At 71.2% G+C, this 26,099-nt stretch carries 32 protein-coding genes and 2 pseudogenes; 10 read left to right on the forward strand and 24 right to left on the reverse strand.

Going from position 1 to position 26,099, the window contains the following annotated elements; translation table 11 throughout:
- Nucleotides 1-90: 90 nt before the first annotated feature.
- The 4 genes from ACQ86L_RS11880 (at nucleotide 91) to ACQ86L_RS11895 (ending at nucleotide 2,770) form a co-directional block, all read left to right on the forward strand.
- Complete coding sequence (locus ACQ86L_RS11880) at nucleotides 91-1,110, forward strand: Gfo/Idh/MocA family protein (protein WP_434315588.1); 1,020 nt, start codon at nucleotides 91-93, stop codon at nucleotides 1,108-1,110.
- A 71-nt stretch (nucleotides 1,111-1,181) separates the two neighbouring features.
- Nucleotides 1,182-1,712 (forward strand): GNAT family N-acetyltransferase, encoded by a 531-nt coding sequence (locus ACQ86L_RS11885; protein ID WP_434315589.1) that lies wholly within the window; start codon nucleotides 1,182-1,184, stop codon nucleotides 1,710-1,712.
- A gap of 140 nt (nucleotides 1,713-1,852) precedes the next feature.
- Complete coding sequence (locus ACQ86L_RS11890) at nucleotides 1,853-2,032, forward strand: hypothetical protein (protein ID WP_434315590.1); 180 nt, start codon at nucleotides 1,853-1,855, stop codon at nucleotides 2,030-2,032.
- Nucleotides 2,033-2,068: 36 nt separating this feature from the next.
- Nucleotides 2,069-2,770 carry a hypothetical protein gene (locus ACQ86L_RS11895; RefSeq protein WP_434315591.1) on the forward strand — a complete coding sequence of 234 codons (702 nt, stop codon included), beginning with the start codon at nucleotides 2,069-2,071 and terminating at the stop codon, nucleotides 2,768-2,770.
- 13 nt (nucleotides 2,771-2,783) lie between these two features.
- Here the strand turns inward: ACQ86L_RS11895 and ACQ86L_RS11900 are convergent, their stop codons facing one another.
- Nucleotides 2,784-3,593 carry an SDR family oxidoreductase gene (locus ACQ86L_RS11900; RefSeq protein WP_434315592.1) on the reverse strand — a complete coding sequence of 270 codons (810 nt, stop codon included), beginning with the start codon at nucleotides 3,591-3,593 and terminating at the stop codon, nucleotides 2,784-2,786.
- Between the two features lie 76 nt (nucleotides 3,594-3,669).
- Here ACQ86L_RS11900 and ACQ86L_RS11905 point away from each other — a divergent pair, with 76 nt between their 5' ends.
- On the forward strand, nucleotides 3,670-4,320 hold the full coding sequence (locus ACQ86L_RS11905) for an HAD family hydrolase (protein WP_434315593.1): 651 nt from the start codon (nucleotides 3,670-3,672) through the stop codon (nucleotides 4,318-4,320).
- Between the two features lie 170 nt (nucleotides 4,321-4,490).
- Here the strand turns inward: ACQ86L_RS11905 and ACQ86L_RS11910 are convergent.
- Nucleotides 4,491-4,805: pseudogene (locus tag ACQ86L_RS11910) on the reverse strand (cupin domain-containing protein); the annotation flags it as partial.
- Here ACQ86L_RS11910 and ACQ86L_RS11915 point away from each other — a divergent pair.
- Both ACQ86L_RS11915 and ACQ86L_RS11920 read left to right on the forward strand, forming a co-directional pair.
- Nucleotides 4,804-5,106, forward strand: a complete 303-nt coding sequence (locus ACQ86L_RS11915) for a hypothetical protein (protein WP_345838871.1) — start codon at nucleotides 4,804-4,806, stop codon at nucleotides 5,104-5,106. The pseudogene ACQ86L_RS11910 and the gene ACQ86L_RS11915 overlap by 2 nt on opposite strands.
- Before the next feature lie 92 nt (nucleotides 5,107-5,198).
- On the forward strand, nucleotides 5,199-5,396 hold the full coding sequence (locus ACQ86L_RS11920) for a hypothetical protein (RefSeq protein ID WP_434315594.1): 198 nt from the start codon (nucleotides 5,199-5,201) through the stop codon (nucleotides 5,394-5,396).
- Nucleotides 5,397-5,475: 79 nt separating this feature from the next.
- On the opposite strand, the gene ACQ86L_RS11925 is transcribed toward ACQ86L_RS11920, so the two are convergent.
- The 3 genes from ACQ86L_RS11925 to ACQ86L_RS11935 form a co-directional block, all read right to left on the reverse strand.
- Nucleotides 5,476-5,715: a hypothetical protein gene (locus ACQ86L_RS11925; protein WP_434315595.1), complete on the reverse strand. Its 240-nt coding sequence runs from the start codon at nucleotides 5,713-5,715 to the stop codon at nucleotides 5,476-5,478.
- Between the two features lie 67 nt (nucleotides 5,716-5,782).
- Entirely contained in the window at nucleotides 5,783-8,029 is a 2,247-nt protein-coding gene (locus ACQ86L_RS11930; RefSeq protein ID WP_434315596.1) for a glycoside hydrolase family 3 C-terminal domain-containing protein, read from the reverse strand.
- A 52-nt stretch (nucleotides 8,030-8,081) separates the two neighbouring features.
- Nucleotides 8,082-11,003, reverse strand: coding sequence for a hypothetical protein (locus ACQ86L_RS11935; protein ID WP_434315597.1), 2,922 nt, complete (start codon nucleotides 11,001-11,003; stop codon nucleotides 8,082-8,084).
- 99 nt (nucleotides 11,004-11,102) lie between these two features.
- Here ACQ86L_RS11935 and ACQ86L_RS11940 point away from each other — a divergent pair, with 99 nt between their 5' ends.
- Complete coding sequence (locus ACQ86L_RS11940; RefSeq protein WP_434315598.1) at nucleotides 11,103-11,330, forward strand: hypothetical protein; 228 nt, start codon at nucleotides 11,103-11,105, stop codon at nucleotides 11,328-11,330.
- Between the two features lie 12 nt (nucleotides 11,331-11,342).
- Here the strand turns inward: ACQ86L_RS11940 and ACQ86L_RS11945 are convergent, their stop codons facing one another.
- Nucleotides 11,343-11,531 (reverse strand): hypothetical protein, encoded by a 189-nt coding sequence (locus ACQ86L_RS11945; protein ID WP_434315599.1) that lies wholly within the window; start codon nucleotides 11,529-11,531, stop codon nucleotides 11,343-11,345.
- 41 nt (nucleotides 11,532-11,572) lie between these two features.
- Complete coding sequence (locus ACQ86L_RS11950; protein ID WP_434315600.1) at nucleotides 11,573-12,208, reverse strand: TMEM175 family protein; 636 nt, start codon at nucleotides 12,206-12,208, stop codon at nucleotides 11,573-11,575.
- Between the two features lie 46 nt (nucleotides 12,209-12,254).
- On the opposite strand from ACQ86L_RS11950, the pseudogene ACQ86L_RS11955 reads away from it, so the two are divergent.
- Nucleotides 12,255-12,689: pseudogene (locus ACQ86L_RS11955) on the forward strand (NUDIX hydrolase); the annotation flags it as partial.
- 38 nt (nucleotides 12,690-12,727) lie between these two features.
- Here the strand turns inward: ACQ86L_RS11955 and ACQ86L_RS11960 are convergent.
- From ACQ86L_RS11960 to ACQ86L_RS11990, 7 genes are all read right to left on the reverse strand, one after another.
- Complete coding sequence (locus tag ACQ86L_RS11960) at nucleotides 12,728-13,303, reverse strand: cysteine hydrolase family protein (protein ID WP_434315601.1); 576 nt, start codon at nucleotides 13,301-13,303, stop codon at nucleotides 12,728-12,730.
- A 19-nt stretch (nucleotides 13,304-13,322) separates the two neighbouring features.
- Entirely contained in the window at nucleotides 13,323-13,547 is a 225-nt protein-coding gene (locus ACQ86L_RS11965; protein ID WP_434315602.1) for a hypothetical protein, read from the reverse strand.
- Nucleotides 13,529-13,924 (reverse strand): hypothetical protein, encoded by a 396-nt coding sequence (locus ACQ86L_RS11970; RefSeq protein WP_434315603.1) that lies wholly within the window; start codon nucleotides 13,922-13,924, stop codon nucleotides 13,529-13,531. Before ACQ86L_RS11970 ends, ACQ86L_RS11965 begins: the two co-directional genes overlap by 19 nt.
- A gap of 127 nt (nucleotides 13,925-14,051) precedes the next feature.
- Nucleotides 14,052-14,267 carry a hypothetical protein gene (locus ACQ86L_RS11975; protein WP_434315604.1) on the reverse strand — a complete coding sequence of 72 codons (216 nt, stop codon included), beginning with the start codon at nucleotides 14,265-14,267 and terminating at the stop codon, nucleotides 14,052-14,054.
- Between the two features lie 67 nt (nucleotides 14,268-14,334).
- Nucleotides 14,335-14,736, reverse strand: a complete 402-nt coding sequence (locus tag ACQ86L_RS11980) for a DUF6855 family protein (protein WP_434315605.1) — start codon at nucleotides 14,734-14,736, stop codon at nucleotides 14,335-14,337.
- Between the two features lie 38 nt (nucleotides 14,737-14,774).
- Nucleotides 14,775-15,803: a serine hydrolase domain-containing protein gene (locus ACQ86L_RS11985; protein WP_434315606.1), complete on the reverse strand. Its 1,029-nt coding sequence runs from the start codon at nucleotides 15,801-15,803 to the stop codon at nucleotides 14,775-14,777.
- Between the two features lie 42 nt (nucleotides 15,804-15,845).
- Nucleotides 15,846-17,069 (reverse strand): endo-1,4-beta-xylanase, encoded by a 1,224-nt coding sequence (locus ACQ86L_RS11990; protein ID WP_434315607.1) that lies wholly within the window; start codon nucleotides 17,067-17,069, stop codon nucleotides 15,846-15,848.
- A 66-nt stretch (nucleotides 17,070-17,135) separates the two neighbouring features.
- Here ACQ86L_RS11990 and ACQ86L_RS11995 point away from each other — a divergent pair, with 66 nt between their 5' ends.
- A complete protein-coding gene (locus tag ACQ86L_RS11995) occupies nucleotides 17,136-17,885 on the forward strand; it encodes a formylglycine-generating enzyme family protein (RefSeq protein ID WP_434315608.1) in 750 nt (249 codons plus the stop codon).
- A gap of 3 nt (nucleotides 17,886-17,888) precedes the next feature.
- Here the strand turns inward: ACQ86L_RS11995 and csrA are convergent, their stop codons facing one another.
- The 10 genes from csrA to fliN form a co-directional block, all read right to left on the reverse strand.
- On the reverse strand, nucleotides 17,889-18,125 hold the full coding sequence (csrA, locus tag ACQ86L_RS12000; protein ID WP_434315609.1) for a carbon storage regulator CsrA: 237 nt from the start codon (nucleotides 18,123-18,125) through the stop codon (nucleotides 17,889-17,891).
- A 64-nt stretch (nucleotides 18,126-18,189) separates the two neighbouring features.
- Nucleotides 18,190-18,939 (reverse strand): ABC transporter permease, encoded by a 750-nt coding sequence (locus ACQ86L_RS12005; RefSeq protein ID WP_434315610.1) that lies wholly within the window; start codon nucleotides 18,937-18,939, stop codon nucleotides 18,190-18,192.
- 163 nt (nucleotides 18,940-19,102) lie between these two features.
- Nucleotides 19,103-19,957: a hypothetical protein gene (locus tag ACQ86L_RS12010; RefSeq protein ID WP_434315611.1), complete on the reverse strand. Its 855-nt coding sequence runs from the start codon at nucleotides 19,955-19,957 to the stop codon at nucleotides 19,103-19,105.
- A complete protein-coding gene (locus tag ACQ86L_RS12015) occupies nucleotides 19,932-21,977 on the reverse strand; it encodes a flagellar biosynthesis protein FlhA (RefSeq protein WP_345838843.1) in 2,046 nt (681 codons plus the stop codon). Before ACQ86L_RS12015 ends, ACQ86L_RS12010 begins: the two co-directional genes overlap by 26 nt.
- The gene (locus ACQ86L_RS12020; protein WP_434315612.1) at nucleotides 21,974-23,095 is read right to left on the reverse strand and encodes an EscU/YscU/HrcU family type III secretion system export apparatus switch protein; all 1,122 of its coding nucleotides are present in this window, start codon (nucleotides 23,093-23,095) and stop codon (nucleotides 21,974-21,976) included. The genes ACQ86L_RS12015 and ACQ86L_RS12020 overlap by 4 nt, the downstream gene beginning before the upstream one ends.
- Complete coding sequence (locus ACQ86L_RS12025) at nucleotides 23,095-23,850, reverse strand: flagellar biosynthetic protein FliR (RefSeq protein WP_434315613.1); 756 nt, start codon at nucleotides 23,848-23,850, stop codon at nucleotides 23,095-23,097. Before ACQ86L_RS12025 ends, ACQ86L_RS12020 begins: the two co-directional genes overlap by 1 nt.
- 2 nt (nucleotides 23,851-23,852) lie before the next feature.
- Nucleotides 23,853-24,125: a flagellar biosynthetic protein FliQ gene (locus tag ACQ86L_RS12030; RefSeq protein WP_185275712.1), complete on the reverse strand. Its 273-nt coding sequence runs from the start codon at nucleotides 24,123-24,125 to the stop codon at nucleotides 23,853-23,855.
- Between the two features lie 10 nt (nucleotides 24,126-24,135).
- Nucleotides 24,136-24,981: a flagellar type III secretion system pore protein FliP gene (fliP, locus tag ACQ86L_RS12035; protein WP_434315614.1), complete on the reverse strand. Its 846-nt coding sequence runs from the start codon at nucleotides 24,979-24,981 to the stop codon at nucleotides 24,136-24,138.
- Nucleotides 24,978-25,400, reverse strand: a complete 423-nt coding sequence (gene fliO, locus ACQ86L_RS12040) for a flagellar biosynthetic protein FliO (RefSeq protein WP_434315615.1) — start codon at nucleotides 25,398-25,400, stop codon at nucleotides 24,978-24,980. The genes fliP and fliO overlap by 4 nt, the downstream gene beginning before the upstream one ends.
- 3 nt (nucleotides 25,401-25,403) lie before the next feature.
- Complete coding sequence (gene fliN / locus ACQ86L_RS12045) at nucleotides 25,404-26,096, reverse strand: flagellar motor switch protein FliN (protein ID WP_434315616.1); 693 nt, start codon at nucleotides 26,094-26,096, stop codon at nucleotides 25,404-25,406.
- Between the last annotated feature and the right edge of the window lie 3 nt (nucleotides 26,097-26,099).

Raw genomic sequence — 26,099 nt, forward strand, 5'->3', positions numbered from 1 at the left:
GCACCATCATCCGCCGAGGGGCACGTAAACGCCCCTCAACGGCACTTTTAGGGGCGTCAACGTGCCCCTCGACCACTTGGAGTTTCTTTTATGTCCAGCAACACCGTTCGGATCGGACTCATCGGGGCGGGCGGCATCGCCGGCGCGCACGTGGAGGGCTACCTCCGCAACCCCGACGTCATCACCTTCGCGGCCGTGGCCGACCCGGTACGCGACAGCGCGGAGAAGCGCGCGGCCGCGTCCGGCGCAGCGATCTACGCCGACTACCGCGTCATGCTCGCCGAGGCGGACATCGACGCCGTCGACATCTGCCTCCCGCACCACCTGCACAAGGACGCGATCGTCGCCGCCGCCCGCGCGGGCAAGCACATCCTGTGCGAGAAGCCGCTGTGCCTGACCCCGGAGGAGGCCGCCGAGGTTTCCGCCGCCGTCGAGGAGGCCGGCGTCACCCTGATGTGCGCGCACAACCAGCTCTTCCTGCCGGCCGTCGCCCGGGCGAAGGAGCTGATCGAGTCCGGCGCGATCGGGCGCGTCTACGAGGTGCGCACGACGGACTCCTTCTTCAACGACTTCGACCCGGCGAACATGGGCTGGCGCGCGCACGCGTCGACCTCGGGCGGCGGCGAGCTGATCGACACCGGCTATCACCCCACCTACCTGCTGCTGCACCTGGCCGGGGGCGCCCCGGTGGAGGTCACGGCGATGCTGGCCACGCACCGCCTGTCGTTCATGGAGGGCGAGGACTCCGCGACCGTGCTGGTCCGCTTCGACAACGGCGTGATCGGCACCGTCGTCACGAGCTGGGCCTACGAGGCGGCGCCGGGCACCGAGAAGTTCTCGGCGGTCGGAGAGCTCGGCAGCCTCACCTCCGACGGCACGACGCTCACCCTCAAGAAGCGCGGCGAGGCCGAGCCGACCGTGATCGAGCTGGAGCCGGTGCACCAGTTCGGCGAGGAGCTGAACCACTTCGCCCGCAGCATCCTCGACGGCACCCGCCCCCTGCACACGCAGAAGGAGGGCATCGAGGTGCTCGGCATCATCCTCGGCGCCTACGAGTCGGTCCGCACCCGCGCCGTCGCCACCATCCCCGCCCTCTCCCCCACCCGCTGACCGGCCGAAAACAGCCGAGTACGCAGACTATTCGCGTACTCGGCTGTTTGCGCGTGGGTAGGGTCGGGGGCATGGATGCGTTCCCGGTGCGGATAGAGCTCGCGGGGCATGACGGGGTCGTGCTGCGGCGGCTGGAGGAGGACGACTGGGGCGTCGAGCTGATGCTCGCGCGGGTCGAGGACATCCCGACCTGGACGATGTACCCGGCCGACCTGGACGAGGACGGCGCCCGCCTCCGCGCCGCGCGCAACGTGCGCGCGGCCGACGCGGCCCACGGCATCCGGTACGTCATCGACGAGGGCGGCGACGCGCTCGGGACGGTCGGCTTCGGGAGGTCGGAGGACGGCTTCGAGGTCTTCTACGCGCTCCGCCCGGACGCGCGCGGCCGCGGGCTCGTCACCAGCGCGGTCGCCGCGCTCTCCGCGTGGCTCGCTGCTCAGGGCGAGCGCGTCGTGTGGCTCAGCACGCTGGACGGGAACGCTGCCAGCGAGGCTGTCGCGCTGCGCTGCGGCTTCACGCGGTTCCGCTCGGGGACGCACGTCGACGGGCGCCCGCTCACGGTCTGGACCCGCCGTATCCACAGCGGATCCATAGACAATTGACACTCAATCTATTTCATTTCAACAGCCTCGAAACTGTTCCCAAATCGCGTCGGTTGGGGTTAAAGTGACGCATGAGCACTCCGAGGATGGGGCGCACTACTGGTGGTCCCGAACATCCGCGACACGATGACTTCGTCGCGGTGCCCTACCTGCGTCAAGGGCAGCTCATCTCCCTGATCCGCTGGAGCCAGGTCAACGGCGAGTGGCGGTACACGACCATGCTCGCCCAGTACCTCCATCGCGACGAGGAGAGCTGGTACCTCGTGATCAACGGCCAGCGCGCCAAGATCAGCCGCTCGGAGTGGGCCATCTTCAACTGATTCCGCCGCACGGCGCCGCGGCGTACTGTCCGTCGGGTGAACGACCACGACGACGACAGCCGCGCCCGCGCGGTCGCCCCCGAGCACCGCTGGCCCGCCGTGATCGGCACGCTGGTCGCGCTCGTGGCCTACGCCCTCCTGCCGAGCGTCGTCCCGCCGATCGCGCGCTGGTCCGTAGTCGGCGTCTGCGTGCTGATGCTGGTCGCGCTCATCATCTACAACCCGCACCGGCTGACCCGCGAGTCGAAGTGGTCCCGGCGCGCGGAGATCGCGCTGGCCGTGCTCATCCTGGCGGCGAACCAGATCGCGTTCGCGGAGACGGTCGTCCGGCTGCTCAACAAGCACGGCAACGGGCAGGAGATCCTGCTCGCCTCCCTGCAGGTCTGGGTCACGAACGTCATCGCGTTCGCACTGGTCTACTGGACGATGGACCGCGGCGGCCCGGTCGCCCGCATCTCCCTGCCGCGGAAGAAGCTGCCGCTGGCCGACTTCCGGTTCCCGCAGGACGAGGACAAGGACGACGTGGTCGAGGTCGCGCGCGGTTCGAGCCAGGTGATGGACTGGGTGCCGAACTACATCGACTACTTCTACTTCTCGCTGTCCAACTCGATGGCGTTCAGCCCGACCGACACGATGCCGCTGACCCACCGGGCCAAGCTGCTGATGGCGCTGGAGTCGTTCGCGGGGTTCGTCCTGCTGGCGCTGGTGATCGCGCGGGCGGTGTCGCTGATCGGGTGAGAGAGGCGTCGTCTCAGTTGCACCGCCAGTCGTCGGAGCGCAGGTGCGAGCCGGCCTGCGGGCCCATCTGCAGCATCCCGCCGTCGACGGTCCACGACGCGCCTGTCACGTAGGACGCGGCGGGCGAGGCCAGGAAGGCGATCACCGCGGCGACCTCCTCCGGAGCGCCGGGCCGGCCGAGCGGGACGCCCGGCCGGTGCACCTGGCGCGGGTCGACGTCCTCCGCGTCGTTCATCGGGGTGGCGATCTCGCCGGGCGCGACGGCGTTGCAGGTGATGCCGTACTCGCCGAGCTCCAGGGCGAGGGTCTTGAGGAGGCCGCCCAGGCCGTGCTTGGCGGCGTCGTAGGCGGCGGAGCCGACCCGCGGCTGGTGCTCGTGCACGCTGGTGACGCCGATGATCCGGCCGCCGCGGCCGGCGTCGACCATGCGGCGGGCGATCCGCTGGATGCAGGCGAACGGGCCGTCGAGGTCGGCCAGCAGTGTCGTCCGCCAGGTGTCCCAGTCGGTGTCGAAGAAGGGCGGCCCGCCGTTCACCCCGGCGTTGTTCACGAACACGTCGCAGCCGCCGAGCTGGTCGGCGAGCGCGTCCACGACGTCCGCGCACGCAGGCGCGTCGGTGGTGTCGAGCCGCGTCACCTCGGCCCTGCTGCCCTCGGCACGGACCAGGCGCGCCGTCTCGGCGGCGCCCTCCTCGTCGGAGTGCCAGGTCACGCCGACAGCCATCCCGGCGCGGGCGAGCGCGACGGCGGTCGCCCTCCCGATGCCGGAGTCGGAGCCGGTCACGATGGCGGTGCGCGGGTCGGTCAGTTCGGGAGAGGTCATCCCCGCACCCTGCCCCCGGCTCCCGCGATCGGCAAGGGGGTGAGCTCCCGCGCCGAGGGGTGTACGACGTGGAGGCATGACCATCCGTACCGTGCTCTTCGACGTCGACGGCACCCTCGTCGACTCGAACTACCTCCACATCGACGCCTGGCAGCGCGCGTTCGCCGAGCTGGGCGTGCCCGTCGACTCGTGGCGCATCCACCGCGCGCTCGGGCGGGACTCCGGGCAGCTCCTGCGCGCGGTCGCGGGCGAGCACGACGACGAGTGGGACGACAGGGCGCGGGCGCTGCACGCGAAGCACTTCCGCGAGCTCGCGCCGCGGCTGCGGGCGTTCGACGGAGCGGCGGACCTGCTGCGCGCCGTCGCCGGCCGCGGCGTCCGGGTGGTGCTCGCCACCTCCGCCGCCGAGGACGAGCTGACGATGCTGCGGAGCGCGATCGGCGCCGACGACGCCGTCCCCGCGGCCACCTCCGCCGACGATGTGGACGAGGCCAAGCCGGACCCGGGCATCCTGGAGGTCGCCCTGCGCCGTGCGGACGCTCCCGCTGCCGAGGCGCTCGTCGTCGGCGACTCGGTCTGGGACATGACCGCCGCGGCACGGGCGCACATCCGCTCGGTGGGCGTGCTCTGCGGCGGGGTCGGGGCGGCCGAGCTCACGGACGCGGGAGCGCGGGAGGTCTTCGAGGGGCCCGCCGCGCTACTGGAGGCGCTCGACCGGCTGCTGTGACCCGACGCCTGCTGCGAGCGCCGCTCAGTCCGGCAGCTCCTGCAGCGCGCTCGTGCGCTCCCCGGCTGGTCGCCGGTGTTCACGGTGCCCTTCGGCTCGAACATCACGACCAGCGCCTCCTCCTCCGCGAACGGGCAGTGCTCCGCGCCCTTCGGGACCACGAACACGTCGTGCGGTCCCAGCTCCACCGCGCGATCGCGGAGCTGGATGACGAGCCGCCCGGCGATCACGAGGAACAGCTCGTCGGTCTCCGGGTGCGAATGCCAGATGAACGAGCCCTGGAGCCGGGCGACCTTCACGTCGTAGTCGTTCACGCTGGTCAGCCGGTGCGGCTGCCAGGGCTCGGGGACGAGCGCGAACGCCGCGTCGATGTTGTGGACGTCAGGAGTGCTCATGCGGCCCAGCGTAGGCAGCGCATCTTGCCAAAGACAGCCCCCTGGCGTTGGATGCTCCCAAGGAGCGTCCACCGACGGAAGGATGGCCATGTCCGCCAGCGAACTGGAGATGTCGAGCGTGCGCTACCCGTATCGGGAGCGCATCTTCCACGTGGAGAAGAAGGCGCCGGGCGAGTGGGTCGTGCTGGACGAGTCGCACGCCGAGCTGGGGCGGCTGATCCGGGTGTCCGCGGAGGGCGAGGAGCACGAGCCGGTCTTCGGCGCGATCCCCGTCGGGTATCTGGAGACGCTGCACGAGGGGTCGGACTGGAAGTTCCTGGTGGCCGCGCTGATCAACGAGGCGCTGGACGAGCCGCCCACACCGTCGGTCGTCCACCCGGGCCCGGCCTGACGCTCGGGTCGGACACGGGCCGGGGCGCGCGGATGCCCCGATAATTTCCCGTTGGGGGCGTTCGCGGAGAGGCGGCGGCTACGATACCCGCAATGAACGCAGCGCTGCGCACGACGCTCGGCTGGGTGGCCGCGGTGCTGCTCAACCTCGGCGCTGTGCTGTTCGTGGTCGGCCTGATCGTGCCCCGCTCCGGCGGCGTGTCGATCCTGGAGGTCGGGATCGGGATGCTCGTGGCCGGCGTGATCGTCGGCGCGGTGTGGCTGTACGCGAGCCGGCGACCGAAGCGCTGAGATGCAGAGCGGCCCCGCCCGGGATGACGGTGGGCGGGGCCGCGGTCTCTGCGGTGCGGTCATCGGACCGCGCGGCCGGTCACTGATCCGGGGGCTCCGGGTTGTTGACGAGGTCCGGGTTGGACGGCTGCTCGGTCGGGTCGAAGTCCGCGGGCGGCGGCTGTGCGCCGTCGTCACCCTGACCCCGCTCGTCCCCGGCCGGCTCGGCGGCGTGCCTGCCTCGGCCGCCTCCCCTGCCTCCACCCTCGAAGCGCTCAGGCTCGTCCTCGACGGGTACGCCGAGGTCGTCCGTGTTCGGAAGTCCACTCGTGTCGCTCATGCGGCCCACCAAACGCCGCACCCCCTGCGTCCGCAAGGGGGTTCAGCGTCGCCGAAAGGGGCGTACCCTACCCGTTCGCCGCGGCCACCAGCTGGTCCAGCTGCTCGGCGGTGACCGGGCTGCCCGGGAACGAAGCCGCACGCACCAGAGGGATGGACTCCGCCATCCGCCGCAGGCCCGGGTCGTTGAGCATGGCGCCCATGCCCTGCGCCTCCGGGCTCTGGGCGAGCGCCGCCATCAGGATGGGGCCGCCGACCGGGTGGCTGAGCCACTCGCCGAGGGTGGAGTCGACGGTGAGCGGCGCCGCGCGCCCGTCGCCCGCGAGCGTCACGACGGCCGAGCCGCGCAGGTCGCGGGACGACGCCCCGACCTCCACGACGTAGTCGCCGCCCTCCACGGTCCACGCGCCGAGCTCGGTGTCGAAGTAGGCGAGGTCCTCGGCGGCCAGGTCGATCACGGCCGTCGCGGTGGCGCCCGCGGCCACGGCCACGTTGGCGAAGCCCTTCAGCTCGCGCACCGGGCGCTGCACACGGGAGGCCGGGACGGACACGTAGACCTGGACAACCTCCCGGCCGTCGCGGTCGCCGGTGTTGGTGACGTCCACCGTCACGCGGATGCCCTCCGCCGTCGCGGACGCGGTGGGCGCCCCGAAGGCGAACGTCGTGTACGAGAGGCCGTGACCGAAGGGGAAGGAGACCGCCGCGTCGCGCGCGTCGAAGTCGCGGTAGCCGACGAAGAGGCCCTCGCCGTAGCGCACATGGCCCTTCTCGCCGGGGAAGTTGAGGTACGAGGCCGTGTCCTCCAGGCGCACCGGGATGGTCTCCGCCAGCCGGCCGGACGGGTTGACCACGCCGAACAGCACGTCCGCGACCGCCCCGCCGCCGGCCTGGCCGAGCAGCCAGCCCTCCACGATCGCGGGCACGCGGTCGGCCCACCCGGAGACGCGCACGACGCCGCCGTTGGAGAGGACGACCGTCACGCGCGGGTTGGCGGCGATGACGGCCTCCAGCAGGGCGGTCTGCGCGGCGGGCAGCTCGAGGTGCTCGCGGTCGAAACCCTCCGACTCGTCCTCGCCCGGGAGGCCGAGGAAGACCACGACGTCGTCGGCGCCGGACGCGACCCCGACGGCCTCGGCGGTCAGCGCCACCTCGTCGGGGTCCGCGCCGAGCGCGTAGCCCGGGGCGAAGACGACGGTCGCGTCGCCCGACAGCGCCTGCAGCTCGTCCAGTGCGTTGTCCAGGCGCGTCGGGACGATCTGGGAGGAGCCGGCGCCCTGGTAGCGCGGGGTGCGGGCGAACTCGCCGACGACCGCGATCGTGCGTCCCGCGTCGGTCGCGAGCGGGAGAACGCCCTCGTTCTTGAGCAGCACGATGCTGCGGCCGGCGACCTCCCTGGCCAGGGCGTGGTGCGCCTCCGCGTCGTAGGTCGCGCCCGCGTCGGCCCCGGCTAGGGCCTTGCCGACCAGGTCGATCACGCGGTCCGCCGCGGTGTCGAGCACGGACTCCTCCAGCGAGCCGTCGCGCACGGCGGCCACGAGCTGCGCGTCGGTGACGCCGCCGCTGGACGGCATCTCCAGGTCGAGCCCGGCGACGAGCGCGCTCACCCGGTCGTTGACCGCACCCCAGTCGGAGACGACGAGCCCCTCGAAGCCCCACTCGTCGCGGAGGACGGAGGTGAGCAGCCAGGGGTCCTCGCTCGCGTAGACGCCGTTGATCCGGTTGTACGAGCACATGACCGTCCACGGCTGGGCGTGCGTCACGACGTGCTGGAAGCCGCGCAGGTAGATCTCGCGCAGCGGGCGCTCGTCGACGTCGGCGCTCACGCGCAGCCGGTCGGTCTCCTGGTTGTTGGCGGCGAAGTGCTTGAGCGAGGCTCCGACGCCCTGCGACTGGAGGCCGCGGACCAGGGCGGCGCCGAGCCTGCCGGAGACGATCGGGTCCTCGGAGAGGTACTCGAAGTTGCGCCCGCACAGCGGCGAGCGCTTGATGTTGATGCCCGGCCCGAGCAGCACGCCGACCCCTTCGGCCTTGGCCTCCTCGCCGAGCGCCGCGCCGACCCGCTCCAGCAGCTCGGCGTCCCAGGAGGAGCCGAGCGCGACCGCGGGCGGGAAGCAGGTGGCCGGCACGCTGTCCCCGATGCCGAGGTGGTCGCCGCCCTGCGCCCGCTTGCGCACGCCGTGCGGCCCGTCGGTCAGGTAGATGGAGGGGATGCCGGCGCGGTCGACGCCCTCGGTCTCCCAGAAGCTGCGGCCGCTGGTGAGCGACGCCTTCTCCTCGACGGTGAGCTCGGCTGCGCGAGCGAGGCTGTCGACCATGATTCTCCTTCGGATGCGGTCGTGGGTGGGCAATACCTTACACCACTCGGTTTTAAGACGGTGGGCCTCTCCTGGATTTGTACCGAATGGTCGCTATCGGCGTCTGTAAGCCGCCATTCGGCACGAATGTACGCCGGGTCAGAGCCGGCGCATGAGGTCGCGGAGGGCGGTCATGTACTGGGTGGAGGCTTGGTAGTTGGGGTGGGTTGCCACTTTCACCAGGTACAGCGGCGGCCCGAACTCGTCCGCCCCGCGGTCGATCTCGTTGTCCTTGAAGGACGCGTCGGGGAAGCCGAGGTAGTCGGTGCGGCGCCACAGGTTCACCCACGCCACCGCGCCGTCCGGCTGGGTCAGCAGCTCGCGCAGCGCTCGGCTTGTCGCGTTCGGCGGGGTCGCGGCCTCCCGAGCCCTGGGCGTTGTGGTCCTCCACGACCTGTCTCAGCCAGGGGTCGGCCTTCCACAGCGACGGCGCCCGGCTCGGGAGGGTGCCGAGCGCGCCAGGGCCGAACAGTTCGGGGAAGAAGCGGCCGAAGTAGGCGCGGAGCTGGGTGCCGTAGGTGAGGAGGCCGACGTTCTTGAGGCCGTCGGTGGTGTCGGCACCGAGGGTGAAGATCGTGGAGACGGCGAGGACCGCGCCGAGGCTGTGCGCGCTGACCACGACCTTGCGGCGCTGGCGGGTCGTCAGCGCCCGCAGCTCGTCCCGGGCGCGCTCCTCTACGGTGCGGCGGTCCCCCACCGTCCCCGCGCCCGCGGCGATGTCCGCCTCCAGCCACGCGACGATGCGGTCGCGCAGCTCCGGGATGACACGCTCGGCGTAGCAGGGCGGCCCGAACAGGTGGCCGGCGCGCGGGAGGAAGCACATCAGGTCCCACATCACGCCGATCGGGCGCTCCTTCGTCGTGAGCGCGTTCTCCGCGATCGTCACCACGGCGGCGACCGAGATCAGGCCGAGCGCCGGGAGGGCGAGGTCCAGCAGGGCAGGACGCAGCGGCTGCGGGAGGGCGATCGCGACGATGACGCCGAGCGCGAGCAGCGCGGCGAGGAGGCCGAGCACCGGCTCCCCGCGGTGGAACAGGGCGGCCGAGCGGCGGGCGTTGAGCATCCGGAAGTCCAGCTTCCCCGCCGACTTCACCTGCGGCACCCGGCCGTCGCGGTAGCTGCGCAGCGGCTCGCGGATCGCCCGGCCTCCGACCGTCTCCGGCGTCGTCAGGCGCGGCGTCGTGCGCATCCGCAGCAGCGCGACGACGAGCACGAAGACCAGGAGCACGACGGCGAGCACCGGCACCGTCCCGCCGAAGTTCCGGTACGCGACCGGCGTCGACAGGCCGCCGGGGGTGAGCGGGCAGATCGGGGTCGGGCCGCCGGTCGAGGCGAGCGCGCACTGCGTCCCGAGCACGAGGAGGGTCGAAAGCAGCATGGCCGCGCCGAGGGAGAGCAGCATGATGACGCCGGGGCCGGTGCCGCGCCAGCCCTGGTAGGCGAAGCTGCGGCGGCGGCCCATCGGCCAGAAGATCACCAGAGCGGCGAGCAGCACAGCGGCCAGGGCGGCGAGCAGGTACGCGGCGGTGGTGAGGGGCGCGAGCTGCAGGGACTTCGGGGTGGACACGACCGCGACCAGCAGGGAGACGCCGCCGACCGCCACCACGAGCACCGACAGCCAGCGCGGCACCCCGCGGCGCCAGCCGAGCGCCGAGAGGGCGATGGCGAGCAGCACGCCGAGGATGATGGAGGGCGCGATCACGAGGCCCAGGAACGAGGGCGCGTGCTCGACGGTCGGCCCGGCGGGCAGCGCCACGGCCACCGCGACGGCGACGTACACCGCGATCGCGGCCAGCAGCATCCAGTCGGCCACGGCCTCCCTGCGCCGCAGCTTCAGCCGGATGAGCGTGTGCCGGCGGGCGACGCGAATGCCCGGCTCGACGCCCGCCATCGTCCGCTCGGCGCGGCCGCGCACGGTGGTGTCCACATTGCGCACGACGAGCGCGACGACCACGACCAGTCCGGCCGCGCCGAGGACGGCGCCGAGGGTCAGCCACCAGCGCGACAGCAGCGGGGTGCTCGCCGGGTCGAGGCACTCCGGCGGGAGGTCGACGCCGGCGGGCGCGCACGTCCAGAACACGCCGTCCCAGCCGACCAGCAGCGCCATCAGGAAGAACGCGGCCGCCGTGTGCAGCAGCTCGCTCGGGGCCTTCACGCGTGTGATCCCCCAGAACCCGTCGGTCGCGAGCGGGCGGCGCGGGGTGGCCGCCTGGCCCTCCGCCACACCGCTGAGGTCGCTGGCGGCACGGATCTTCGCGGCCGTGCCGAAGATCCCGGCCTCGTACCGGGTACGCGCCTGGTGCGAGACGAAGAACAGCAGCAGCACGCCCGCGATCGGAACGAGTGAGAGGAGGGCGACCCGGATACCGCGGTGGTCGAGCCCCGGCGAGGTGAAGAACGCGGTCACCCAGCCGGGCAGTGCCGGGCAGAGCGACGGATGCGTCAGGCACTGGGTCCCGATCAGGTCCAGGCTCACCGACGCCAGCGCGCACACGTAGAGGAGGGTGAGGCCGAGCGCGAACACCCGCAGCGACGCGGCCCCGCGGCCGGCCCGCCACTCCCCGGTGCGCGGCTGGTCGGGGATGCGGCGCGTCCAGTACGCGGTGTTGCACAGCCCGAACGGCAGGATGAGCAGCCAGGCGAGCTGCACGAAGAACTGGCCGATCGCCACGAGCGCGCCGCCGCCGTAGCGGGCCAGCATCCCCCACGAGTAGCCCTCGCGGCGGATCACGGTCGGAGGCGTCGCCGGGTCGGACGGGTCGGACGGGTCGACGGTCGGGACGTAGAAGCCACCGTTCTCGTCGGCCTGGTCCGGGCGCACGTCGCCCGGCGCGACGCCGAGCATCTCCGCCGGCGGCGTGTTCTTGATCCCGTGGATCCTCAGCTCCAGGACGGTCGGCCCGCGCGAGGCGAAGACCGACGGCGACCGCGCCATGCCCGCAGGGTACCGGGGGGCGGACCGGGGCGTCTACAGGTGGTGCACGCCTGTGCAGGGCTCTGGCCCCGCGGGCCGCGACAGCGTACCCTCCTCGCTATGAGCAACCCTGAAGAGCCCACCGGCGACGCTCGCGAGAACCTCGAGGGCAGCTACACCGAGTCCGACGACGAAGGACCGCACGAGCGCACGGTCCACGGTCAGTACACCGAGTCCGAGGAGAACCCCGGCCCGGAGCCCGATGTCGAGGGCACGTACACCGACGTCGAGGAGCCCGCGGACGCGCCGGAGGGCGACTACACCGAGGGCGACTACCGCGAGCCCTGAGCGGCCGATCGCTCAGGCGTAGCGCTTGCGGGCCTTGTCTGCCTGCTTCTTGGCCTGCTTGCGCGCCTTCTTGACGTCCGGGTTGTTCCAGAACGCGGTCACCGACTCGACGATCTGGTCGTAGCGCTCCCGGCCCGCCCGTGAGCCCAGGACGTAGGCCGCGGCGATGACGAGGAGCACGAAAAAGGTCTTGGGTCGCATGCCGCGACGATAGCCCCCGGTCGGGCCGCTGGGAAGGGTCGTCAGGGCCGGACGCCCGCGTGGTCGCGCGAACGGGTCATCCTGCCCAGGACGAGGTGCAGCAGTCGCGAGAGGAACAGCAGCAGCAGCCACAGCATCCCGATATTCGGGAAGAGCACGGCCAGCACCCCGGCGATGGCCAGGAGGACGATGAACGTCCAGCCGCGGAGCGGGTCGGCCTGCGCTGCGCCCTCCTCCGAGAGCATCCCTGGCGTGCGCAGGATCAGGAGCTCCATGAACTGCATGGCGAGCGTCGTCAGCAGCAGATTGCCGATGTAGAGCGCGTAGACGTCCGGCTTCTCGTTCGGGCTGTCCGAGAGCACGTTCGCGGTGAACGGCATGAACACGATGCACGCCAGCCACAGCATGTTGAGCCACAGCAGACCGGGCGTGTAGCTCTCGATCCAGCCGAAGACCTGGTGGTGCACCATCCAGAGCCGGGCGATGACGACGAAGGAGATCCCGAAGGCGAGGAACTGCCAGAAGTTGTGCTGGAAGTAGGGGCCGATGCCCTCCTTGGCGACCTCCGGGCCCGCGTCGACCAGCGGGAGGATCAGCAGGGTGATCGCGATGGCCACGACGGCGTCGGAGAAGTTGACCAACCGGTCGAATCCCCGCTGCGTCCGCACCACCGCCATACGGACATACTGCCTGACCGTCGCCCGTTCATGCGAGACTGCGGGGATGCCGCACCTCAACACCGGACCGGGCGAGTACGACCTCACGGCGAGCGCGCTGGTCTTCCGCGAGCTCGACGGCCGCACCTGCCTGCTCGTGCACCGCCACCGCAAGCGCGGCATCCTGATGCAGCCGGGCGGGCACGTGGAGCGCGCGGAGGACCCGTGGGCCGCGGTCGCGCACGAGCTTCGGGAGGAGTCCGGCTACGACCTGGAGCAGCTCCAGCTCCTCCAGCCCGCGCACCGGATCGAGCGCGCCGAGGGCGTCGCCGTGCTGCCGACCCCGCTGGTCGTGGACGTGCACCCGATCACCGACGACCACGCGCACACCGACATCGTCTACGCGTTCGTCGCGACCACCGACCCGGGCGGGGCGCCGGGCGAGGACGAGTCCCAGGAGCTGCACTGGCTGCCGGTGGACGGGTTGGACGGGCCGGAGGCGCCGCCCGACCTCGCTCCGGGACTGGCGGAGGTCGCGCTCTACGCGATCGACGCGATGAAGTCGTCGATGCTGGTGACCGTCCCGCCGCCGCGCGCGAACACTTTCGCGGTGAGGACCTGGTGGACCTCCGGGTCGGAGTCCCAGCAGCCGTCCTCCAGCACGACCAGCCGGTAGTCGCGGTCGGCGGCGTCGCGCACGGTCGAGAGGACGACGCCGCCCGTCGAGACACCCGCGAGCACCAGCGTGTCGATGCCGCGAGCGTCGAGCTGCTCTGCCAGGTCGGTGGTGCTGAACGCGCCGACGCGCTTCTTGCGGACGACGATCTCGCCCTCGGCGGGAGCGATACGCGGGTCGATCTGCGTCTGGGGGCTGTCCGGGGCCAGGCGCGCTCCCGCTCCGGCGAACCGCGAGGTCGCCGGGGCCGCTGCAGCCTCCTCCGCGGTGAGGGCGACGCGCACGTAGCCGACGGTGACGCCGGCGGCGCGGGCGGCCTCCCTGGCCCGGAGGAGACCTTCGAGGAAGGCGTCGGAGTCGGGCACGCGCGAGAGGATGCCCGGCTGGAGGTCCATGAGAAGCAGGGCGGTCGTTGCGGGGTTCAGGGCGAGATCATTCACATGGATAAACTACCTCGGCCTAGATGAGTGCCAAGTCCCACGTGAAGACGAGCTCATCATGTCGAAGCGGGCGATCCGCAAAATACGGAGCGCGCTCCAGGCCCGCCACCATGATGTCCGGCGGCAGGATATGAGCGACGACATCGAGAGCGGTGTACTCGTTGAGCGGAGTGTCGAAGGGAAAGCCGACCGCGATCCACCCCTCTTCAAGCGTCCCATCCTCCATCACCAGCACGTCCACCACGACATCGGCGGAGCCGCCCCGTATGTCTCGCTGAACACTGTTCCCGGGTTCGAACGCGCATCGCGATACAGACCGGCGCCGACAGCCGCGATGCCATCGACGAAGTTGGCGGGCGTTATGTCTTCGAGCAATTCGTAATCGTCGGCAGTCGGCAGCAATTCGTCGCGCCTGTGCAGCGACTCGAAGTAGTTGTAGGCGTCACGGAGTTCCCCGCTGGCGTGGGTCGGACTGAAGGCAAGGAGCCAACACACGTCGTTGCCCGCATCCCAGCGAGTCACTCCACGCCATCGATTGTGATGGAGGCTGAGATACGCGCCGTGTGGCTCGAGGCCACGAATTGGTTCGCCCTCGTCAGGGGCGCCCTCTCGTTTGTTCACGAACGCACGGAGGACGTCGTGTCGCGTCCGAAAAGAGCGAGCATCGCGGCCCGGGTCTTCGTCGGAGAGGGAGAGATCGTCCCGCAAACAGCGAGCCGTCACCCTCAGGTGAGGCGAGAACACGGAGTCAGATGGACCTCAGAGCCGCAGCCGCACGCTCCGCGCGCTCCCGACGCTCGACACGCTGACGCTCCTCGATCTCGGAGCCGCTCATTCGGCGCGCCTCGTCGATCCGCTGTCGAACATCCTCGATCGACATGGCATCGATCTCCGCGACGAGCCGTTCCGCGCGGCTCTGATGAGCTTCGGCAGCGGTCGGAGCTGCATGAGTGATCGTGGCCATGAAGGAAGCATAGCCATGTGGACTGGATGTCGGCGGGGTGAAATCGCTGACCAGGAGGGTGAAACTCCTACTTCGCCCGCGCCCTGTTGTTCCGCGCGTCGTGCGTCAGCTCGATCAGCCCGAGCTCCTCCAGAAGCGGCGGCAGGTACATTCCGAAGCGGCCGCGGTAGCCCTTGCGGAGGCCGTACCAGCCGCCGACCGGGTTGACCGGATCGCGGCCCCACGCTTCGATCGTCCCCGCGATGACCGGCTTGTTCTCGTCGGCGGCGCCCAGCGGCACCCAGTCGCCCTGCTCGCGCAGCCAGGCGGCGAGGTCGTCGATCGCGCTCGCCCGGTAGCTCAGCTTGGTGGTGCCGACCTGGCAGACCAGTGCGGGCGGGTCGGCCTCGTCGTCGCGGTACATGGTGTACTCCGAGGTGCCCGGCGCCGTGGTCAGCCGCCACGGATCGTCCTTCGTGCCTGCGCTCATGGTTCCTCCTCGTGTCTCTGCGAGAAGTCTGGACCCGCTCAGTCGCAGGCCACCAGTACCGCGTCGCTCACGTCGCTGAGGTGACGGAGGGCGCGGCGGCGCTCGTCCGCGGTGTTGGTCAGGTAGGCGAGCACGATGTCGCGCACCGGGTCGGCCCAGACGTTGCAGATGCTGCTGCCGTTGTGGCCGAAGGTCCTCGCGTCGGCCCGGGAGCCGGTCGGCCGGGCCAGGCCGATCGGGCCGCCGAGCTGGAAGCCGTGCGCCCAGCGCACCGGGTGGCCCATGATCCGGTCGGGCTCGCCGTCGCTGGAGACGGCCCGTGCCGCGGCGATGGTCTCCGGCTGGAGGACGCCCTCCCCTCCCGCCAGCAGCATCCGGTAGAACTCGGCCAGCTCGCGGCCGTTGGTGCTCACCGCCGCGGCCGGCGCCGGCACCGCGCGGGTACGCGGACGGTTGAAGAGGAGGGTCCTCGCCCGCTCGGGAGCGCTCAGGGCGCGCAGCGGGACGGCGCGGCCGGCCGCAGCCTCCGGGAGGCCGAGAGTCGTCTCGGTCAGCCCGGCGGGGCGCAGCAGGTTCTCGGCGATGAAGCGCTCGGCCGGCATCCCGCTGACGCGGCGTACCAGCTCGCCGAGGATGAAGCCGAAGCTCAGCACGTGGTAGCCCACGACTTCACCCGCGGCCCAGCGCGGGCGCGCGTCCTCCGCCGCCGCCACGGACCGCCCCGGGTCGGTCATGCGCACGGTGTCGCCGAGCAGCGTGCCGGTCGAGTACGGCACGCCGGCGCGGTGCGTGAGGACGTGCCGGACGGTGATGTCCGACTTGCCGCCGCGGGCGTACGCGGGCCAGTGCGCGGCCACGGGGTCGTCCAGCCGCAGCATCCCGCGCTCGGCGAGCAGGTGAACGGCGAGCGCGACGAAGGGCTTGCTCACCGAGAACGTGTAGAACAGGGCGTCGCGATCGCACCCGACACGGCGGTCGAGGACGACCTCCCCGCCGTGGACGACGGTGAGCCACGACGCACCGCCGCGGGCGTCCACGAGGTCGAGGACGCGGCGGAAGTCGGGCATGACCGCATCATCGCGTGCCTCCCGGGAGCGTGCAAGGAGGGATCAGGCGCGGAGCGCGACCTCGTGCGACGAATCGCGGCCACGCGCCACGTCGAACCCGGCCGCCGCCGAACCGGCGGACACGGTGTAGCCGCCGGCCACGCCCTCCACTCTGATCCGTCCCACGTCGTCGGTGCGGAGGCGGGTGGGAGCGGTCCACCACTCCCCTCGGATCAGCCCGTCCAGCACGTCGTACGCCGGCTTCGCCGAGCCGTCGGAGCGCACGAGCCCGGAGGGCGCCCCCAGCCACGCGCCCGCGTCCGAGAAGCCCCAGTAGGTGACCGACTCGACCGCCGGGTGCCCGAACAGCGAGCGGTAATGGCGCTCGATGTCGTCGGCCTGCCTGGCCTCCCCCTCGGGCGTCGATGGCCAGGAGTCGACCCGGTAGTCGTTGAGGTCCTCGATCTCGGGCGGCATGAGGTGTCCGGAGACGAACGTCGTCTCGGTGAGCTGCAGCGGGAGGCCGAACCGGGCGAAGCGGTCCACGATCGCCAGGATCTCCTCCTCGCCGCGGTAGCCCTGGTGCATATGGGTCTGGAGGCCGATCGCGTCGATGCGGACGCCGGATTCGATCGCCTCCTCGATCACCCGCTCGTAGTCGGGCGAGAGGTCGAAGTCGTTGATGACGAGCGTCGCGTCCGGGTTCGCGGCGCGGGCCTCCTCGAAGGCGAGCCGGATCAGGTGCTGGCGCCCGCGGGCCGCGGCGAGCGGGGTGATCGCGTTGGCGCCGTTGGCGAAGACCGGCATGATGACGGTCTCGTTGATCGCGTCCCAGAGCTGGATGACGTCGGCGAATTCCCCGACCACCTCGCGCACGTGCTCGCGCAGTATCCGCTCCACCTCGTCGTCGCCGCCGGCCTCCATCAGCCAGTCGGGCTGGACCGTGTGCCAGACCAGGGGGTGGCCCTTCACCCGCACGCCCTGCTCGATCAGCCAGGCGGCGGTCTCGTGGAGGCGGGCCGCGCGGGTCCGGCCGCGCTCCGGCTCGTAGGTGCCCCAGTAGAACGGCAGGGTCGCCTGGTTGAACAGCCGCAGCCACGGCCCGGCGCCGGCGGTGCCGTGCTCCACGAAGTCGAAGCCGATGTTGCCGAAGCCGAACGCGTGCGAACACTGCTCGACGGTCACCTCGCGGTCCGCGAACGGCGAGCCGTCGGGGCCGAGGAGGGTGAGGACCGTGCCTCCGGTGCGGTGGGCGGGTGCGGACGCTGGGCTGGTGACGACCTCCATGCGCCAACGCTATCCGCTGCGGGTCGGCTCAGCCGCTCGGACGGGATCCGTGCCAGGGTGGGAGCCGTGGAAGGCGCGGACATCGACCTGGCGTACATCCCGCCCGGCGCGGTGCAGCTTCACGACGCCCGGCTCAAACGGCGGTGGACGGTCGAGCTGGAGTCGTTCGAGATCGGCGTGTTCCCGGTGACGGAGGAGCAGGTCGCCGAGCTGATCGGCGAGCCCGCGTCGCATCCCCGCCGGCCGGCGACCGGGGTGAGCTGGCTGCGCGCGATCCGGTTCTGCAACGCGGCCTCCGAGTGGGAGGGCCTCGACCCGGCGTACTCCGTCGACGGCGAGGACGTCACCTGGCACGTCGACTCCGACGGCTACCGCCTCCCGACCGAGGCCGAGTGGGAGCACGCCTGCCGCGCCGGCTCCACCGGACCGCACTACGGGCCGCTGGCCGAGGTGGCCTGGACCAGCGCCGACGGCCTCAGCGCTCCGCACGACGTGGGCGGGAGGCTGCCCAACCTGAACGGCCTGTTCGACACCCTCGGAAACGTGTGGGAGTGGTGCTGGGACTACCTCGACCCGGCGCGCTACGACGACTACCGGGTCTTCCGCGGCGGTGGCTTCGCCGACGACGCGTGGAGCGTGCGGGCGTCGGTCCGGCGCGGCGGCTCGCCGCGGACCCGGCACGAGGACCTCGGCTTCCGGGTCGCCCGCGGCGGCTTCGACGCCGAGGGCGCGGCGCAGGGCTGGTCCGCGGAGGCCGACCGCGAGCGGGCGGCGCTGGAGTTCCCGCTCCCGCCGGGGTGGACCCCGCGGCGCTGACCGTCAGAGCCCGAGAGACCGCTTGATGAGCGTCTCGGCGTCGTCCGGACCGACGGCCGGGGCGGTCGCCTCCAGGTTCGCCTCCGTGACGGCCTTGACCACTTCGTCGCGCTGGATGCGGATGCCGCGCGGAGCGTCGATCCCGACCCGCACGCCGTCGCCGCGGACGTCGAGGATCGTGACGACGATGTCGTCCCCGATGAGCACGCGCTCGCCGACCTTCCGGGTCAATACCAGCATTGATCCAGCCTATCGGGCACGCGACCCCACGCCCACTCCCCCATCCGCCCGCCCGATCCCGCGGTCAGCGCAGCCGGGCCGGCCGGACCCGCACCGGCGCCAGCCAGGCCGCGACCATCACCGCGGTGATCGACCCGGCCGCCATGATCGCGGCGAGCACGACCACCTGGAACCGGCCCGCCTCCAGCGGCGAGACCCCGCCGAAGATCGCGCCGACGAACGCGCCGGGCAGCGTGACCAGCCCCGTCGTCTTGGTCTGATCGACGGACGGGATCAGCGCCGAGTAGACCGCTCCCCTCGCCTGCTCCAGAGTCGACTGCCGCGGCGTCGCGCCCAGCGCCAGCCAGCCCTCCACCTCGTCCCAGTGGTCGTCGACCGCCTCGGTGAACCGGCGGCCGGAGAGCGTCGCGATGCTCATCGAGTTGCCGATGACGATGCCGCCGATGGCGAGCGCGTACCGGGAGGAGAACTCGATCGCACCGGTGAGGAAGACCACCGAGAAGGAGACGACCACGCCGGTGAGCATCGCGGTCCCCATCATGAGCGCGTGCTCCCCCGACCAGCCGATACGGTGCGTGGCGGTCGCCGCCGCGACGCCGAACATGACGAGGAGGGCCAGCGCGACCCAGATGGGATCCGTGATGACGCCGGCGAGGACCACACTGATGATCGCGAGCTGGGCCGCCCCGCGGAGGATCGCGAGGGCCGGGGCCCAGCGGTGCGGCACGCGGTACGCGGCGAGGACGGCGGTCGCCAGCAGCGCGAGCACGGCGACCCCCAGGAGGGTCGGTGCGAGCTCGGCGAAAATAGGCACGTTCCACCATAATCCGGGGGTGTTTCACACATGATCATCCACAGGGTTTCACACCGTGTGAATTACGAGGATGTAATTTCGAAGGTCTCTTCGAATTCCCGAGAGCTTCAGGAAAAATGCAGATCAGCGGCTAAATCATCCTGAACGGCAATCTGAGAGCCCTCTAATCTCGGGCGTGTCCTCCACATCTGGAGGCAGTTGTTCCACCCGTTTTCAACAGAGTTATCCACAGGTGGAGAAACTCAGCGGTCACTCCACCCGACCGGTACCCCCAAAAGGAGGTCGAGTCCGGCGTGGTCGTGTACGCGACGCCGATCGCGGCGATGGCGTCGACACCGGAGCCGGCCTCCGCGACGAGGTTCGCCCAGACCCGGGTGTCCTCGGGCTTGCGCGTGACATCGACCGCGATCCAGACCTGGTCGGGGACCACGTCGTGGAGGATGCCGGCGTAACGGGCGGCGTCTGCCGGGGCTTCCCCGACGCCGATCGCGACGATGGTCGAGCCGTTGCGCCGCACGCCGTCCGCCCGCGCCTGCAGGGCCTCGCGGCGGCCGCCGACGTGACGGGAGCCGGTGCGTCCGACCGTGCCGGCCACAGCCACCTCGATCGCGGGGGTGGCCAGCGCCATCGCCTGCGCGACCGTCAGCGCGTCCTCCCGCAGGCCGAAGACGAAGACGAGGTCGCCCGGGTTCGTGGCCAGCCGGGGCGCCGGGCGGCTCGGCTCCTCGAAGCGCTCGGGACGGCGCGCGGGGGAGGGGACCGGCGCGGGATCGAGAACGATGGTCGTCGGCTCCACGGGCACAGGCAGGTACCGGTCGGGAGTACGCGCGTCGGGGTCGGTCTCGGCGATGATCTCCTCCATGACCTCCTCGAACTGCGAGGAGGTGCTGGCGTGCTGGAAGCGGACCTCCTGCTCATCGGCGTCGGCCAGCAGGCCGGCGATGACGTCGGAGGGCGCGAGCTCGTGGAGGTCCTTCTTCGGACGCCAGGCGTTATGAGGCCAGAGTCGGGGTGACAATTCGAATTACTCCGATCGTTTCGATGGGCGCCGGGGAGGTGGTGGCCTCGTTGTAGGACAGGACGGGGAGCGCGGGTGCCTGTGCGGCGATCAGCCGGCGGACGGCCGGACGCAGCTGCGGTGCGCAGACGAGCACCGCGCCTTCATGCTCGGTGGCGGCGGAGCGGACCTCGGTCAGGACCTGCTCGAGCACCGGGGGATCGAGGACGAGCTGCGAGCCGTACTCGGTCTGGCGCTGACCCTCCAGCATCGCCTGCTCCAGCATCGGCTCCAGGGTGATGACGCGGAGGGTGCCGTCGTCCACGTAGGGGTTGGAGAGCGCGGCGCCGAGCGCGAGCCGGGCCGCCTCGACCAGGCCCTCCGGTTCGAGCGAGACCTTCGCGCGGAGCGTGAGCGCCTCGTAGATGCGCGCGAGGTCGTTGATCGGCACCCGCTCGGAGAGCAGGCCCTGCAGCACGCGCTGCACTTCCGCGAGGCTGAGCAGGGCGGGGACGAGCTCGTCGACCGCGGAGGGGTTCACCCGCTTCACGCCCTCGGTGAGCACGCGGACGTCCTCGCGGGACAGCAGGCGCGCAGCGTTGGCGGTCACCGCCGAGGAGAGGTGCGTGACGACGACGGAGACGCGGTCGATGACCGTCGCCCCGGACAGCTCGGCGGTGTAGCGCAGCTCGGCGGCGATCCACTTGGCGGGGAGGCCGAACACCGGCTCGATCGTGTCGACCCCGGCGAGCGCCGTGAGGTCGTCCCCGAGGGCGAGCACCTTGCCGCGCGGCGCCTGGCCGCGGCCGACCTCCACGCCGGCCACCGTGATGCAGTACGTGGCCGACGGGAGCTCGCCGTTGTCGCGCGTGCGCACCGGCGGGACGACGATGCCGAGCTCGATCGCCAGCTTGCGGCGGAGAGCGCGCACCCGGCCGAGCAGGTCATCCGAGCCGCCGGAGACGATGTCGATCAGGTCGGTGGCGAGCTGGATCTCCAGCGGGTGCACCCGCATGTGCTCCAGCAGGTCGTCGGTCGTGTCGCTCGCGCCCGTCGTCTTCTCGGCCACGGCCTTCGCGCGCGCCTCGGCCGCGGCCTTGGTCGCGCGGGCCTTGATGCGCTGCGAGGCCCAGATCAGGATGCCGCCGACCGCGAGGAACGGGATCATCGGCATGCCCGGGATCAGCGAGAGCGCGATGGCCGCGGAGGCCGAGATGGCCAGCGCGACCCGGGACTGCGTGAGCTGCGCGCCGGCCTGCGAGCCCATGTCGGAGTCCGCGCCGGAGCGCGTGACGATCATGCCGGTGGACACCGCCATCAGGAGCGCGGGGATCTGCGCCGTGAGGCCGTCGCCGATGGTCAGCAGGGTGTACTTGTTCAGCGCGTCGGTGATCTGCATGCCGTTCTGCAGCATCCCGATGCCGATGCCGCCGATCACGTTGATGACGATGATGAGGATGCCGGCGATCGCGTCGCCCTTGACGAACTTGGAGGCGCCGTCCATCGCGCCGTAGAAGTCCGACTCCGCCGCGACCTCCGCCCGCCGTTCCCTGGCCTGGGCGTTGGTGATCAGCCCGGCGTTGAGGTCGGCGTCGATCGCCATCTGCTTGCCGGGCATGGCGTCGAGCGTGAACCGGGCGCCGACCTCGGCCACGCGCTCGGCGCCCTTCGTGATGACCACGAACTGGATGACCACGAGGATGAGGAACACGACCGCGCCGATGATGATGTTCCCGCCGACCGCGACGTTGCCGAACGTCTCGATCACCTGGCCGGCGTAGCCCTGGCCGAGCACCAACCGGGTTGAGGCGACGTTGAGCCCCAGCCGGAACAGGGTCGCGATGAGCAGCAGCGAGGGGAAGACCGAGAAGTCGAGCGGCTTGCGCGCGAACATCGTGGTCAGCAGCACCACGAGCGCGAAGGCGATGTTGACCACGATGAGCGTGTCGAGCAGCCAGGCCGGGATCGAGACCACGAGCAGGAGGACGATGCCGACGACGCCGATCGGCACCGCCAGGAGCGACAGGTTCTTGTTCTTCACGAGTGGACCAGCCTCCTGCTGTCGATCGGGGTCCGCGCCCGCTGGGCCGCGGGCAGGGTGTGGATGTCGGTGAGCGACCCGCCGCGACGCTTCAGCGCCATGACGAATGCGAGGACGTGCGCGACCGGGGTGAAGAACTCGGCCGGGATCTCCTGACCGAGGTCGCAGGCGGCGTGCAGCGCCCGGGCGAGGGGGACGTCCGAGACCATCGGGACGCCCTTCGCCAGGGCCTCCTCGCGGATGCGGGCCGCGATCAGGTCCGCGCCCTTGGCGACCACCTTGGGCGCCGACGCGCCCGGCTCGTACTTCAGCGCCACGGCGACGTGCGTCGGGTTGACCAGCACGACGCTCGCGTCGGCGACGGCCGCGATCATGCGGTTGCGGCTCATTGCGAGCTGTCTGCTGCGGCGCTGCGCCCGGATCATCGGATCGCCCTCGGCGCTCTTGTGCTCGTCCTTGACCTCGCGCTTGGTCATCCGGCTCGCCGTGCGGTTGCGGCGCAGCACCACGACGAGATCGATGGCCGCGAAGAGCAGGCCGCCGCCGATGGCGAGCTGGAGCAGCGAGCCCATCGAGCCCTGGGCGGTCGCGACGAGCGCCGGGACGGAGAGCCCTCCGGTCTGGAGCACGAGCGGGATCAGTCCCTGGATGACCACGTACAGCCCGATCCCGACAACGGCGGCCTTGCCGAGGGTCTTCACCAGCTCCCACGCGCTGCGTGCGCCGAACATGTTGCGGATGCCCTTGAGCAGATCGAACTGCTCGAAGTGCGGCGTGAGCTTCTTGAGGTGGATGCCGCCCTGCGCAGCCGTCGCGGCGATGATCGTCAGCGCGACGACGACGAGCAGCGGCCACACCGTGGCGAGCACGGACAGGAGACCCGTGCCGAGCGCGGCGAGCGCGCTCGCGGGCGTCGGGTCGCGGATGATGTCGCGGAACGCGAAGATCTGCGACTCGGCCGCCTGCTGGGCGCCGGCGATGACCATCGGGATCAGCGCCGCTCCGACGCCGACCGACAGCCACGCGGGGAGGTCGCGGGCCTTCTGCAGCCGTCCCTTCGAGCGCACCGACTTGAGGTGCTTCTCCGTGGCCTGCTCGGTGCGTTCCTGCGCGGACATCAGGGACCCCCGATCGCGTGGACGGCCTGCCCGGCGATCGCCTGCACGATCAGCGGGAGGGCGACGATCCCGAGCGCGCACAGCACGACAGCGAGGAGGATCAGTGCGGGTGGCCCGAGCGAGTAGACGTTGAGCGCCGGCGCGACCCGGGAGAGCAGGCCGAGCGCGGCGTTCGCGACGAAGAGCACAGCCATGATCGGGCCGGCGATCTGCAGCGCGGCGAGCAGCATCTGGGTGACCGAGCCGGACAGGGTCTGCGTGATCGACCTCCAGTCGACGGACATCGTCAGGGGGACGGCCGTGAACGAGCGGACCAGGCCGCCGAGCACGAGCTGGTAGCCGTCGCTGACGAACAGCAGCGCCAGCGCGGTCATCTGGAACAGCCGGGAGAACTGGGCGGCGTTGATGTCGGCGGCCGGGTCGTACTGTTGCGCCGCCTGGAGCCCGCTGGAGAAGTCCAGCAGCCCACCGGCGGACTCGATGGCGGAGAACACCAGGTAGACGAGGAAGCCGAGGACGGCGCCCGTCGCGGCCTCGCCGACGAAGTCGAGCAGGAACTGGCCGGTCGAGCCGGGGGAGTAGCGCTGCGCGGCCTGCGGCGCGACGACGATCCCGAGGAGGACGGCGAGCATGCCTTTGATCTGCAGCGGGAACGCCTGGTACGAGAACGGCGGCGCGATCAGCACGAACAGCAGGATGCGCACCGAGACCAGCGCTGTGGCCTCGATCGCGGTCAGGTCGACGGTGAAGTTCATCGTCAGCCTCCCAGCAGCGTCGGGATCTGCTGGAACAGGTACTGCGTGAAGGTCACGAGCTGCTCGATCATCCAGTTGCCGCACACGATCAATGCGATGGAGACGCCGATCGCCTTCGGCACGAACGAGAGGGTGACCTCCTGGATCTGGGTGATCGACTGGATGAGCGAGACCGCGAAGCCGATGGCGAGGGCGGTCAGCACCATCGGCGCGGCGAGCTGCGCCATCAGCAGGAGGGCCTGCGTGGCGATCTTGAGGACGGCGGCGGAGTTCACGGTCGGCCCCCTACTTGTAGCTCGCGACGAGGGACTGGATGATCAGGCCCCAGCCGTCCACGAGGACGAAGAGCAGGATCTTGAACGGCAGCGACACCATGACGGGCGGGAGCATCATCATGCCGAGCGACATCAGGCCCGCGGAGACGACGAGGTCGATCACCAGGAACGGCACGTAGATCACGAAGCCGATGATGAAGGCGGCCCGCAGCTCCGAGATGACGAACGCCGGGACGAGGGTGGTCAGCGGGACGGCGTGGAGGTTCGCCGGGTTGGCCCGGCCGGCGGCGCGCGTCATCAGCGCGATGTCCTCCTGCCGGGTGTGCGCGCCGAGGAACGCCTTGAGCGGCGCCTCCGCGGCCTGCAGCGCCCCGCCGAAGTCGAGGTGCCCGGCGAGGTAGGGCTGCACGGCGTGCACGTTGATGTCGGTGAGGGTCGGCGCCATGATGAACAGGCTCAGGAACAGCGCGAGCCCGGCCAGCACCTGGTTCGGCGGCACCGACTGGAGGCCGAGGGCGTTGCGGGCCATCGAGAGCACCACGAACACTTTGGTGAACGACGAGACCATGACGAGCAGGCCGGGCGCCACCGAGATGAGCGTGACGCCCAGCAGAGTGACGATGGTGTCGGCGGGCGTGCCGTTGATGCCGTTGATCGAGATGGTCGGGCCGCCGGAGCCGCCCGCCGGGCCGGACGGACCGACCGGAGGGGTCGGCGACGGGGACGGCGTCGGCACGGCGTGCGCGCTGCCCGCGGTGAGCAGCACGATGCCGGCCACCGCCGCCAGCACGAGGAGCGCGAGGATGATGGGTCGCGCGTAGCTGCGGCGCCCGCCCGTGAGCGCTGCGGCGCTCACCGCGGAGTTCGGAGGGACTGGGCAGCCCTCCGCCAGGTGTCGAGGGAGGTGATCGCCTGCGTGAAGGTCGGCGCGGGGACCGGTGCGGCCGGGAGCGTCGGCGCGTCGTCCAGCTCTCCCAGGTCGTCCGGGACCTCGATCGCGCCCTCCGCCGCAAGCGCGTCCGCGAACGTCTCCAGCTCGCGCGACTTGAGCACCACGACGGAGCTGTCGGTCACGCCGAGCACGAAGTGGGTGCCGTCGGCCTCCACGATCACGACGCGCGACTTGCCGCCCAGCGACTGGCGGCCGATGACGGTGATCGGGCGCTTGGTCCTCTTCGTGCTCCACTTCGCGCTCCTGCGCTGCACGAACCAGATGAGTCCGATGATCAGCGCGAGGGAGACGGCGACGCGGAGGGCGGTGAAGAGGGTGTCCACGGGTCAGACCAGGGCGTCGGCGGTGTCGAGGATCTGGGTGACGCGCACGGCGTAGTCCTGGTCGACGACGACGATCTCGCCGTGGGCGATCAGGCGGCCGTTGAGCAGGATGTCGGCGTGCGATCCCGCGGAGCGGTCGAGCTCGATCACGGTGCCGGGCTCGACGGCGAGCACGTCGCGCACCGACATGCGGGTGCGGCCGATCTCGACGGTGAGCGCCATCTCGACGTTCGAGATGCGGCCGAGCCGGCCCGCGACATCGGACGTGGTCCCGGCCGACGCCGGGCGCACGGCGTCGCCGCGGATGGCGAACCAGGCGACCTCCTGGCCCGACCGGTCGGTGACGGTGAACCGATGTGCGGCGCTGTCGGAGAAGAGGTGCGTGGCGTCCTCGATCCGGGAGTCTCCGAGCACGCCGGACCCGAGGTGCTCGGCCGCGGCCGCCAGGGTCGGCTGCAGGACGTCGGCGAGGCCGACCCCGAGCTGGCCGCCGGTCTCGGAGAGGACCACCTCCGGGTCGAGGACGGCGAGCGCGAGCTCGGCGGACGGCGAGCCGATGAACGTCGCGACCACCGCGTTCGCGGCGGTCGCCGGCGCCTGGGCCTGATCGGCGGCCGGGGAGACGGTGAGCTCGCCTATACCCAACGGGGCATGCGTCAGCGTCTGCGCGGCAGCGGTGTATGCGTTCTGGGGCATCAA

It is taken from the genome of Leifsonia sp. P73, from assembly GCF_051059105.1.
Taxonomy (GTDB): domain Bacteria; phylum Actinomycetota; class Actinomycetes; order Actinomycetales; family Microbacteriaceae; genus Leifsonia.